Source organism: Pseudomonas ficuserectae, assembly GCF_024584585.1.
GTDB classification, from domain to species: domain Bacteria; phylum Pseudomonadota; class Gammaproteobacteria; order Pseudomonadales; family Pseudomonadaceae; genus Aquipseudomonas; species Aquipseudomonas amygdali.
In genome coordinates this window covers 1-11,709 of the sequence record NZ_CP085684.1, presented here as the reverse complement: position 1 = coordinate 11,709, position 11,709 = coordinate 1, and the positions used below count along the sequence as shown (strand labels likewise).

The 11,709-nt window shown below is 59.9% G+C and carries 11 protein-coding genes; 6 read left to right on the top strand and 5 right to left on the bottom strand.

Features of this window, described 5'->3' with window-relative positions; translation table 11 throughout:
• Positions 1-86 precede the first annotated feature (86 nt).
• The 5 genes from oscA to LJU29_RS00035 all read left to right on the top strand — a co-directional run bounded on the left by oscA (position 87) and on the right by LJU29_RS00035 (position 4,215).
• Positions 87-269, top strand: a complete 183-nt coding sequence (oscA, locus tag LJU29_RS00055; protein ID WP_002551397.1) for a sulfur starvation response protein OscA — start codon at positions 87-89, stop codon at positions 267-269.
• Between the two features lie 150 nt (positions 270-419).
• Positions 420-1,430 (top strand): sulfate ABC transporter substrate-binding protein, encoded by a 1,011-nt coding sequence (locus tag LJU29_RS00050; protein ID WP_002551396.1) that lies wholly within the window; start codon positions 420-422, stop codon positions 1,428-1,430.
• 94 nt (positions 1,431-1,524) lie between these two features.
• Complete coding sequence (gene cysT / locus LJU29_RS00045) at positions 1,525-2,346, top strand: sulfate ABC transporter permease subunit CysT (protein ID WP_002551395.1); 822 nt, start codon at positions 1,525-1,527, stop codon at positions 2,344-2,346.
• Between the two features lie 13 nt (positions 2,347-2,359).
• Positions 2,360-3,232 carry a sulfate ABC transporter permease subunit CysW gene (gene cysW, locus LJU29_RS00040; RefSeq protein WP_004662918.1) on the top strand — a complete coding sequence of 291 codons (873 nt, stop codon included), beginning with the start codon at positions 2,360-2,362 and terminating at the stop codon, positions 3,230-3,232.
• 2 nt (positions 3,233-3,234) lie between these two features.
• A complete protein-coding gene (locus tag LJU29_RS00035; protein WP_002551393.1) occupies positions 3,235-4,215 on the top strand; it encodes a sulfate/molybdate ABC transporter ATP-binding protein in 981 nt (326 codons plus the stop codon).
• A 120-nt stretch (positions 4,216-4,335) separates the two neighbouring features.
• On the opposite strand, the gene LJU29_RS00030 is transcribed toward LJU29_RS00035, so the two are convergent.
• Genes LJU29_RS00030 through LJU29_RS00020 form a run of 3 tightly spaced genes read right to left on the bottom strand, consistent with a single transcriptional unit; the run spans position 4,336 to position 7,306 of the window.
• Entirely contained in the window at positions 4,336-5,148 is an 813-nt protein-coding gene (locus LJU29_RS00030; RefSeq protein ID WP_257111484.1) for a sulfite exporter TauE/SafE family protein, read from the bottom strand.
• Positions 5,141-6,394, bottom strand: a complete 1,254-nt coding sequence (locus LJU29_RS00025) for an NAD(P)/FAD-dependent oxidoreductase (protein ID WP_257111483.1) — start codon at positions 6,392-6,394, stop codon at positions 5,141-5,143. The genes LJU29_RS00030 and LJU29_RS00025 overlap by 8 nt, the downstream gene beginning before the upstream one ends.
• A 27-nt stretch (positions 6,395-6,421) precedes the next feature.
• Entirely contained in the window at positions 6,422-7,306 is an 885-nt protein-coding gene (locus tag LJU29_RS00020) for an MBL fold metallo-hydrolase (protein ID WP_257111482.1), read from the bottom strand.
• 266 nt (positions 7,307-7,572) lie between these two features.
• On the opposite strand from LJU29_RS00020, the gene LJU29_RS00015 reads away from it, so the two are divergent.
• Positions 7,573-8,895 carry a sigma-54 interaction domain-containing protein gene (locus LJU29_RS00015; RefSeq protein ID WP_057454367.1) on the top strand — a complete coding sequence of 441 codons (1,323 nt, stop codon included), beginning with the start codon at positions 7,573-7,575 and terminating at the stop codon, positions 8,893-8,895.
• Between the two features lie 181 nt (positions 8,896-9,076).
• Here the strand turns inward: LJU29_RS00015 and LJU29_RS00010 are convergent, their stop codons facing one another.
• Together LJU29_RS00010 and rep are read right to left on the bottom strand one after the other, a co-directional pair.
• Positions 9,077-9,646, bottom strand: coding sequence for a xanthine phosphoribosyltransferase (locus LJU29_RS00010; protein ID WP_002551388.1), 570 nt, complete (start codon positions 9,644-9,646; stop codon positions 9,077-9,079).
• 53 nt (positions 9,647-9,699) lie between these two features.
• Positions 9,700-11,709, bottom strand: coding sequence for a DNA helicase Rep (gene rep, locus LJU29_RS00005; RefSeq protein WP_005756366.1), 2,010 nt, complete (start codon positions 11,707-11,709; stop codon positions 9,700-9,702).

The window sequence follows — 11,709 nt, the reverse complement described above, 5'->3', positions numbered from 1 at the left end:
CCGCACCTCACTATTATTGCCTCACCGCCATACGCCATCGCCCCCAGTCGCGACGGCCGGCTTCTCATCTTTCAAGGAATAAGACAATGAGCGCATCTCTACGTAGTGTTGACGGTCAGGACGAAGCAGCAATTCTGCGTGAGATTCAGAGTGCGTTGCGTGACCTGCGTTTTGGCGCCGTCGAAATCACTGTGCATAACGCGCAAGTGGTGCAGATCGAGCGCAAGGAAAAGTTTCGTTTGCAGAACCCCGCCGCCAAGCAGAGCTGAAGCGGCATTACCCGACTGGTCAACCGGAGGGCTTCATCCTGACTCCTGATACCTCCCCCGAAAAAAGCAGCGCGCCCGTACGGATGCCGTTCTGACGTGCCAAGAAGAAATTAAAAAAGCCAACACACCGCATTTCCAGGAGCTTCATCTATGTCCATTCGCCGTTTTGCTCTGGCCGCTCTCGCCAGTGCTGTTTTCGCAGGTTCGGCTGTTGCCAAGGATTACGAACTGCTCAACGTGTCTTACGATCCGACCCGCGAGCTGTATCAGGATTACAACGCAGAATTCGTCAACTTCTGGAAAAAATCCCATCCAGACGACAAGGTCGAGATCAAGCAGTCCCACGGTGGTTCGGGCAAGCAGGCCCGTGGCGTGATCGACGGTCTGCGTGCTGACGTGGTGACCCTGGCACTGGCCGGTGACATCGACGAAATCGCTAAGCTGGGCAAGACCCTGCCTGAAAACTGGCAGACCCGACTGCCGGATGCGAGCACGCCTTACACCTCGACCATCGTGTTTCTGGTGCGCAAGGGCAACCCCAAAGGCATCAAGGACTGGGGCGACCTGATCAAGAAAGACGTCTCGGTGATCACGCCGAACCCGAAAACCTCAGGTGGTGCACGCTGGAACTTCCTGGCGGCCTGGGCCTACGGCCTGAAGGCGGGCGGCGGCGACGAAGCCAAAGCCAAGGAATATGTGCAGACGCTGTTCAAGCACGTGCCGATTCTGGACACCGGTGCGCGTGGTTCGACCATCACCTTCGTCAACAACGGTCAGGGTGACGTGCTGCTGGCGTGGGAAAACGAAGCATTCCTGGCGCTGAAAGAAGACGGTGGCAAAGACAAGTTCGACATCGTCGTGCCGTCGCTGTCGATTCTCGCCGAACCCCCGGTAGCCGTAGTCGACAAGAACGCCGAGAAGAAAGGCAACACTGAAATCGCGACTGAATACCTGAAGCACCTGTACAGCAAGGAAGGTCAGGAAATTGCGGCGAAAAACTTCTATCGTCCACGTGATGCCGAAGTAGCCGCCAAGTACGAGAAGCAATTCCCGAAACTTGATCTGGTGACTATCGACAAAGACTTTGGCGGCTGGAAAACTGCGCAGCCGAAGTTTTTCAATGACGGCGGCGTTTTCGACCAGATTTACCAAGCGCAATAAACCGAATCAGGATGCCGCGCGAGTGGCATTGCAGGTTGGGTCAAGCAGCCCGGATTAACGTCCGGGCTTCGTGCAAGTGAAACCAGGGACTTTTATGTCGCGTCGTATCTCCCCCGTCATACCCGGCTTCGGGCTGACGCTGGGCTACACCTTGGTGTACCTCAGTCTGATTGTGCTAATACCGCTGGCCGCCATGTTCGTGCATGCCGCGCAGCTGACCTGGGATCAGTTCTGGACCATCATCACGGCACCACGCGTGATCGCGGCACTCAAGCTGAGTTTCGGCACCGCTTTCTACGCGGCCCTCATCAATGGCGTGATCGGCACGCTGCTGGCCTGGGTGCTGGTGCGTTACACCTTCCCCGGTCGCAAGATCATCGATGCAATGATCGATCTGCCGTTCGCCCTGCCGACTGCTGTGGCCGGTATCGCCCTGACGGCGCTGTACGCGCCCAATGGCTGGGTCGGGCAGTTCGCCGCAGACCTGGGCTTCAAGATCGCCTATACGCCGTTGGGTATTACCCTGGCGCTGACGTTCGTCACCCTGCCATTCGTGGTGCGCACCGTGCAGCCTGTGCTGGCCGACATCCCCAAGGAAGTCGAAGAAGCCGCTGCCTGCCTGGGCGCGCGTCCGCTGCAGGTGTTTCGCCACATCCTCGTTCCGGCCTTGTTGCCTGCCTGGCTGACCGGCTTCGCTCTGGCGTTTGCCAGAGGCGTGGGCGAGTACGGTTCGGTGATTTTCATTGCCGGCAACATGCCGATGAAAACCGAGATCCTGCCGCTGCTGATCATGGTCAAGCTCGACCAGTACGACTACACCGGCGCGACCGCTATCGGCGTGATGATGCTGGTGGTTTCCTTCATTCTGCTGCTGCTGATCAACCTGCTGCAGCGGCGTATTGAAACCCCATCCTGAGGAGGCGCAGAACATGTCTTATTCATCTGTTTCAGCCGCCGCCTCTGCCAACGCCGCCCGTCGTGGCAGCGCGGTGTCGCGACGTATTCTGATCGGCCTGTGCTGGCTGGTGTTCTTTCTGTTTCTGGGCCTGCCGCTGTTCATCGTGGTGTCTCAGGGGCTGAAAAACGGTCTGGGCGCGTTCTTTACAGCAATCCTTGAACCGGATGCCTTGTCAGCGCTGAAGCTGACGGTCATTGCGGTACTGATCTCGGTGCCGCTCAATCTGGTATTCGGCGTCAGCGCCGCATGGTGCGTGAGTAAATACTCGTTCCGCGGCAAGAGCATTCTGGTCACGCTGATCGATTTGCCGTTCTCGGTATCGCCGGTCATTGCCGGTCTTGTCTACGTATTGATGTTCGGTGCGCAGGGCCTGTTCGGGCCGTGGTTACAGGACCACGATATCCAGATCGTCTTTGCCCTGCCGGGCATCGTGCTGGCGACCATTTTCGTCACTGTGCCGTTCGTTGCGCGCGAACTGATCCCGCTGATGCAGGAGCAGGGTACTCAAGAAGAAGAGGCGGCGCGGCTGCTGGGTGCCAACGGCTGGCAGATGTTCTGGCACGTCACGGTGCCGAACATCAAATGGGGCCTGATCTACGGCGTGGTGCTGTGTACTGCGCGGGCGATGGGTGAGTTTGGCGCGGTGTCGGTGGTTTCCGGCCACATTCGTGGCGTCACCAACACCCTGCCGTTGCACGTCGAAATTCTCTACAACGAGTACAACCACGTTGCAGCCTTTGCCGTGGCGAGCCTGTTGCTGATCCTGGCGCTGTTCATCCTGCTGCTCAAGCAGTGGAGCGAATCCCGCATTAACCGTCTGCGCCATAACGCGGCGGAGGAATAATCATGTCGATCGAAGTCCGTAACGTCAGCAAGAATTTCAACGCCTTCAAGGCCCTGAACAACATCAGTCTGGACATCCAGAGTGGCGAGCTGGTGGCTTTGCTCGGCCCGTCAGGCTGCGGCAAGACCACCCTGTTGCGCATTATTGCCGGCCTGGAAACCCCGGATGACGGCAGTATCGTGTTCCATGGCGAAGATGTTTCCGGCCATGACGTGCGTGATCGCAACGTCGGGTTCGTGTTTCAGCACTACGCGCTGTTCCGCCACATGACGGTGTTCGACAACGTCGCGTTCGGCCTGCGCATGAAGCCCAAGCGTGAGCGTCCGAACGAAACGCGCATCGCGGAAAAGGTCCACGAACTGCTGAACATGGTGCAACTGGACTGGCTGGCCGATCGTTATCCGGAGCAGTTGTCCGGTGGTCAGCGTCAGCGTATCGCCTTGGCCCGAGCCTTGGCGGTCGAGCCCAAAGTGTTGCTGCTGGACGAGCCATTCGGCGCACTGGACGCCAAGGTCCGCAAGGAACTGCGTCGCTGGCTGGCGCGCCTGCACGAAGACATTAACCTGACCTCGGTATTCGTGACCCACGATCAGGAAGAGGCCATGGAAGTGGCTGATCGCATCGTGGTGATGAACAAGGGTGTGATCGAACAGATCGGCTCGCCGGGCGAGGTCTACGAGAACCCGTCCAACGACTTCGTCTACCACTTCCTGGGTGACTCCAACCGCCTGAGCCTGGGCGAGGAAGGGCACCTGTTGTTCCGTCCGCATGAAGTGTCGTTGTCGCGTCAGGAAATCGAAGACCACCACGCCGCTGAAGTCCGCGACATCCGCCCGCTGGGCGCGACAACACGGGTCACGCTGAAAGTGGAAGGGCAGAGCGAACTGATCGAGGCCGAAGTGGTGAAAGACCACGACAGCCTGGTAGGCCTGGCCAAGGGCGAAACACTGTTCTTCAAACCGAAGGTCTGGCAAAAGCTTTAAGCCCAACCCCCCGACTATCGTTCCCATGCTCCTCATTGGCACGATAGTGATCTCGAGACTTTCATCGTTCCCATGCTCCGCGTGGGAATGCCTTTCCGGACGCTCTGCGTCCTCGGGCGGTTAGCGCACTGACAACGCGAGCATGAACGCGGCAACAATGCCGCACAGCGCGAACAGCTGTTGCAGGCGTGGGCCGGCAAGGTAGCGGGCGACTTGTCTCCCGATGATCAGACCAATGACTGCACCCAGCGCGAACGGCGCGCCGACGGCCCAATGCATCACCCCGCTCAGTGAGGCGGTGATGACGCTGCCCGTCGAGACCAGCGCAATCACCGCCAGTGACGTCGCCACAACGCTTTTCATGCCCAGATCGCTGTAGCGGGTCAGCGCCGGAATGATCACGAAACCGCCGCCCACACCTAATAGCCCGGACAATAACCCTGAACCCACGCCCGTCAGCGTCAAAGCGCGCAGGCACGGCATGGTCCAGCGCAAACGGCCTTGCAGCGGGTTGAGCACGCAGGGCAGCATTTCTGCGCGCGGCGGCGGTTGGCCGTGGCGCAATTCGCGGCTGGCCCTGATGAACATGCGCGTGCAGGCGTACAGCAGCACGACCGAAAAGACCAATGCCAGCGGTGTATTGGGCAGCCGATGGGCGAGCCACAGGCCAAGAGGTGCCATCAGCACACCAATGGATGCGATATACCCGGCAGCGCGATAGCGGACGATACCCTGACGCAGCCCCAGCACCGCGCCGATTCCCGCCGCCAGCCCGACGGCCAGCAGGCCGACAGGTGCCGCTTCGACAATCGACAGGCCAAGACCAAAAACCAGCAGCGGGACCGCGAGAATGCCACCGCCCGCGCCTGTCAGCGCCAGTACCACGCCAATCATCGCCCCCAGGCCAACGCCCAGCAGTTGATGCTCATCCATGCCTGGCGTCAGCCTTTTCCGGTTTGGCCAGCCATTCACGTCCCTTGAGCATGCCATGCCAGTAAAGTACGGGCAGCACGCGTTCTTTCAGCCACCAGGCCAGCCGGGTCGGTTGGCGGCCATCCAGCAGCCAACGCGGGAAGCTCGGCGCAACCTTGCCGCCATAGGTGAATTCAGCCAATACGATCCGGCCTTTCTCGACGGTCAGCGGGCATGAGCCGTAACCGTCATAGGCGGCAGACTCACTCAGACGACCCAGCGCGACCAGCACATTATTGGCCACCACCGGTGCCTGCTTGCGGGCGGCTGCGGCGGTTTTGGCGTTGCTGGTATTGGTGGCATCGCCGAGACCATGAACATTGGCGAACTGTCGGTGCCGGAGCGTGGCAGGGTCCACGTCCACCCAGCCTGCGGCATCGGCCAGCGGGCTGCTGCGAATGAAGTCGGGGGCAATCTGCGGTGGCACCACGTGCAGCATTTCAAAGCTGTGCTCGACGGTTTCGCTGCTGCCATCGGCCTGCGTGCAAACAAACGTAGCACGCTTGCCCGGCCCGTCGACGGCCACCAGCCGATTGCTGAACTTGAGGTCGATGGCGTAGCGCTCGATGTACTTCATCAGCGCCGGTACATAGTCCGCCACACCAAACAGCACGCCACCGGCGTTGAAGAACTGCGTATTGATCTGCGCCAGACGGCCGGTTTTCAGCCAGTGGTCACAAGACAGGTACATGGCCTTCTGTGGCGCACCGGCGCATTTGATCGGCATGGGCGGTTGAGTAAACAGCGCGCGCCCTTGCTTCAAGCCCTGCACCAGCTTCCAGGTATAGGGTGCCAGGTCATAGCGATAGTTGGAGGTCACGCCGTTGGCACCCAGCGTCTCGACCAACCCGTCGATGGCCGCCCAGTCCAGCTTCAGGCCGGGGCAGACCACCAGTTGCTGATAGCCAAGCGTGCGCCCGTCGGCGAGCGTCAGGGTATTGTGCTGCGGTTCGAAGGTCGCCACCGCAGCCTTGATCCACTGCACACCTTTGGGAATCAGCGACGCCATGCTGCGTGCCGTCGACTGCGGTGTGAAGATACCCGCGCCGACCATGGTCCAGCCCGGCTGGTAATAGTGGGTATCGGCAGGGTCGACCAGGGTGATCTGCAGGGCAGCATCACGGGCGAGCAGGCTTGCGGCGGTGGCGATACCAGCAGCACCACCACCAACGATCAGGATCTGACAGGTAGTTATCGAAGCATTCATCACAGAGTTTCCCAAGGCGGGCAGCAGTCAAAAGGCATTGAGCGGGATCTTCAGGTAGACGACGCCGTTGTCTTCCGGCTCGGGAAAGTGCCCGCAGCGCATGTTGACCTGCACCGAAGGCAGCATCAGCACAGGCATATCCAGCGTCACGTCACGGGCTTCACGCATGCTGACGAACGCATCTTCATCTACGCCGTCATGAACATGGATGTTGCTGGCGCGCTGTTCGGCGACGGTGCTCATGTATTTCAGCTCACGACCGTTGGGCAGGTAGTCGTGGCACATGAACAGCAGGGTGTCAGGCGTCAACGCCAGCAGTTTGTGAATGGAGCGGTACAGCGTGCGCGCATCAGCCCCGGGAAAGTCGCAACGCGCGGTGCCGTAATCGGGCATGAACAACGTGTCGCCCACAAACGCGATGGTGTTGTCGTCGACCTGCATCAGGTAACTCATGCACGCCGGTGTATGCCCGGGCGTATGCATGGCCTTGACCTGAAGTGTTCCAAGGGCAAACGAGGCGTTATCTTCCAGCAGCACATCGAACTGGCTGCCATTGCGGGCAAAGTCAGACGGCGCATTGAACAGCGCGCCAAAGGTTTCCTGCACGGCGGTGATATGGCTGCCGATGACGATTTGTCCGCCAAGCTGCTGTTTCAGATACGGCGCAGCCGTGAGGTGATCAGCATGCACATGGGTTTCGAAAATCCACTGCACCGAAGCCCCCAGCGCCTGTACCCGGCCGATCATCCGGTCGGCAGACTCGGTCCGGGTGCGGCCCGACTTGGGGTCGTAATCGAGCACGCTGTCGATCAGCGCGCACTGCTTGCTGTCCAGGTCCATCACCAGGTAGCTGATGGTCCAGGTATGACTGTCGAAGAGTGCTTCGACATAAAGTTTTTCACCGATGATCATGTGCAATTCCCATGGCTGTAAATCGCCTCGAGGCCCGTTGGGTCAGGCCGGACGGTTGGCAGTCGTTGCTATGACATCTCAATAACCATGCCAACGGCCGGAAACCCCATTGAGCATAGTAAATACAAGGCGTTGAGGGATTCTGCGGAAAACCCGCGTGATGCTTGCCAAGGCGCTGACTGCCACATTCTGGCAGTCGCTTGGCAGACGGTGGCATAAGCTGGCAGCGAGATGGGTTAAGCTGCGGCCAATCCACAGGAGCAAGCATGACCCTCATCGCCACCGATTTTCCCGGCAGTCGCATGCAGTCGCTGGTGTCATACCTCGAACATGACCTGCGACCGACCATCGTTCTGGACACCGACTACAACATCATCGCGGCCAACACCGCCTATCAGCGTCAGTTCGGCGTTGAAGGCACGCCACATGTGGGCGAGAAGTGTTATCGGGTGTCGCATCAGTTCGCGGTGCCGTGCGATCAGGCCGGTGAACATTGCCCGATGCGCAAGGCCCACGACACGCGGCTTCCGGAGCGTTTGCTGCATATTCACCATACGCCTCGCGGCCCTGAGCATGTGGATGTGGAGCTGCGGCCGATTCTCGATGACGGGGGTGAAGTCATCGCCTACGTCGAGCGACTGAGCTCGGTGGCCGTGGCGTCGGTCCAGCCGCAGCAGCATGTGCTGGTCGGTCGTTCAGCGGCGTTCAAGGAAGTTCTGGGTGCCTTGCAACGCGCTGCACCCGCGCAAATTCCGGTGCTGCTGCAGGGCGAGTCGGGTACTGGCAAGGAATTGTTCGCTCGCGCACTGCACGCCAGCAGCGCCAGGTCCGCCGGGCCGCTGGTGGTGGTCGATTGCACCGGGCTTACCGAAACCCTGCTGGAGAGCGAGCTGTTCGGCTATGAAAAGGGCGCGTTCACCGGCGCGTTGCAGCGCAAGACCGGTCTGGCCGAAGCCGCTCATGGCGGCACATTGTTCCTTGATGAAATCGGCGAGGTGCCGCTGGCCATGCAGGTCAAGCTGTTGCGGCTGATCGAATCAGGCAGCTTCCGCCCGGTGGGCAGCCTGCGAACGGTGCATTCGGATTTTCGGCTGGTGGTGGCCACACACAAACCGCTCAAGGAGATGGTCACCAACGGCAGTTTTCGCCAGGATTTGTTCTACCGCATCAGCGCCTTCCCGATCCGTCTGCCCGCCCTGCGCGAACGCAGCGAGGACTTGCCGTTGCTGATCGACAGCCTGCTGCAACGCATCGCGCCAGGTGCTGCTCCGCGTGTCGACGCCGAGGCCATGAAGCTGCTGAGTCTGTACAGCTACCCCGGCAACATCCGCGAGCTGCGCAACATACTTGAGCGCGCCCGCCTGTTTACCGATGACGGCATTATTCGCGTACAGGATTTACCCGCTGAAGTGCGCGGTCAGGGCGAAGAAGCGGGTGGCGTGACTTACCGCCAGCAGGACGACGGCCTGGAGAAACTCGCCCATGCACTGCGAGTGTTCAACGGCTCGCGCAGTGAGCTGGCCAGAGAGCTGGGGCTGAGCGAACGCACCCTGTATCGACGTTTGCGTGCCCTCGGCATTCCGCGCTGAAGCACGCACACGGCGACGCAGAGCGTCGAGAACTGCATTCCCACGCTGGAGCGTGCGGAACGATCATCGCAACTATCGTGCGGCGCTCCCCACTGGAGCGTGTGGAACGATAACCGCAACTATCGTGCGGCGCTCCGCGTCGCATGCCTTTCCGGACGCTCTGCGTCCTCCCTTGAGCGCGTTACTTGAACGTCACAACCCCACCGGCCAGGGATTCAACCCGCGCCAGCGATTCCACTCTATAGCCCTGTGCATCCAGTTCGGCACGGCCGCCCTGGAAGGACTTCTCGATCACGATCCCCAGCCCGGCCACGGTCGCACCAGCCTGTTTGATGATCGAGATCAGCGCCTGCGAGGCTTTGCCGTTGGCGAGGAAGTCATCGATGATCAGCACGTGATCGTCGCTGCTCAAATGACGCGGCGAGATCGCCACGGTGCTCTCCACCTGCTTGGTGAATGAGTACACGGTCGCCGACAGCAGGTTTTCGGTCAGGGTCAGGGACTGGTGCTTGCGGGCGAAAATCACCGGCACGCCCATGTTCAGACCCGCCATGACGGCCGGCGCAATGCCGGAAGCTTCGATGGTCACGATTTTGGTCACGCCAGCGTCGGCGAACAGACGGGCGAATTCGTCACCGATTTCCTTCATCAAGGCCGGATCGATCTGATGGTTGAGAAACGCATCGACTTTCAGCACCTGATCGGACAATACGATGCCTTCTTCGCGAATCTTCTTGTGCAGTGCTTCCACTTCAATTCCTAGACTGCGCCATTGCGCAATAAATGATCAATTTCGTTTGTCGACTAGCGTTTCAGCATGGCGCGAATATCGGCAAGCGCGGTATTGCCGCGAACCGCTTTGACTTCCGTCGGAGTGTCGTCATTGCCTTCCCAGGCCAGATCATCCGGGGGCAGCTCATCCAGAAAGCGGCTTGGCGCGCAGTCGATGATTTCACCGTACTGCTTGCGCTTGGCGGCGAACGTGAAGGCCAGAGTCTGCCGCGCGCGCGTAATGCCGACATAGGCAAGACGGCGTTCTTCTTCGATGGTGTCGGCTTCGATGCTGGAGCGGTGCGGCAGGATCTCTTCTTCCATGCCCATGATGAACACGTAAGGAAACTCCAGACCCTTGGAGGCGTGCAAGGTCATCATCTGCACGCCTTCGGCACCATCTTCCTCTTCCTGCTGACGTTCAAGCATGTCGCGCAGGACCAGCTTGCCGATGGCTTCCTCGATGGTCATACCGCCTTCTTCGTCCTTTTCCAGCGTGTTTTTCAACGCCTCGATCAGGAACCAGACGTTACTCATCCGGTAATCAGCGGCCTTTTCGCTGGAGCTGTTCTGCCGCAGCCAGTTCTCGTAATCGATGTCCATGACCATGCTGCGTAGCGCGGCAATGGGGTCGTTCTGCGCGCATTGCTGGCGCACGCCGTCCATCCAGCGCTTGAAGCGCTGCAAGCGGTCGGTGTAACGGCTGTCCAGGTGCTCGCCCAGACCGATTTCTTCGGTGGCGGCGTACATCGAGACCTTGCGTTCGGTGGCGTAGTTACCGAGTTTTTCCAGCGTGGTCGAGCCGATTTCTCGACGCGGCACGTTGATGACCCGCAGGAAGGCGTTGTCGTCGTCCGGGTTCACCAGCAAACGAAAATACGCCATCAGGTCTTTCACCTCCTGGCGACCGAAGAAACTGTTGCCGCCGGAGAGTCGATACGGCACCTGGTGGTGCTGCAATTTGAGTTCGATCAGCTTGGCCTGGTAGTTGCCGCGATACAGGATGGCGAAGTCGCTGTAGGGCCGGTCGGTGCGCAGGTGCAAGGTGAGGATTTCCATCGCCACACGCTCGGCTTCGGCATCTTCGTTACGGCAACGGATGACACGGATTTCGTCGCCGTGGCCCATCTCGGACCACAGTTGTTTTTCGAAGGCGTGCGGGTTGTTGGAGATCAGCACGTTGGCGCAGCGCAGGATGCGGCTGGTGGAACGGTAGTTCTGCTCCAGCATGACGACTTTCAACGACGGGTAGTCGTCCTTGAGCAGCATCAGGTTTTCCGGTCGCGCACCACGCCAGGCGTAGATCGACTGGTCGTCGTCGCCCACCACGGTGAACTGGTGGCGCGAACCGATCAGCAGTTTAACCAGCAGGTACTGGCTGGCGTTGGTGTCCTGATATTCGTCCACCAGCAGGTAGCGCACCTTATTCTGCCATTTCTCCAGAATGTCGGCGTGTTCCTGGAACAGCTTGACCGGCAACAGAATCAGATCGTCGAAGTCCACCGCGTTATACGCCTTAAGCGTGCGCTGGTAGTGGGTGTAGACGATGGCGGCGGTCTGTTCCTTGGGGTTGCGGGCGTTTTCCAGCGCGTCGGCAGGCAGTATGAGCTCGTTTTTCCACGAACCGATCATGTTCTTGATTTCGTCGACACCGTCGTCGCCCGAATACTCTTTCTGCATGATGTCGGTCATCAGGGCCTTGACGTCGGTCTCGTCGAAGATCGAGAAGCCCGGTTTGTAGCCCAGCCGCGTGTGTTCCTTGCGGATGATGTTCAGACCCAGGTTGTGGAAGGTCGAGACCGTCAGGCCGCGTCCTTCGCCGCCTCGGAGTAGCGTACCGACGCGCTCCTTCATCTCGCGCGCGGCCTTGTTGGTAAAGGTCATGGCGACAATGTACTGGGCGCGGATGCCGCAGTTCTGGATCAGGTGCGCAATCTTGCGGGTGATCACACTGGTCTTGCCGGAACCGGCACCGGCGAGCACCAAAAGAGGGCCGCCGACGTAGTTCACGGCTTCCTGCTGCCGGGGATTGAGTCGGGACAT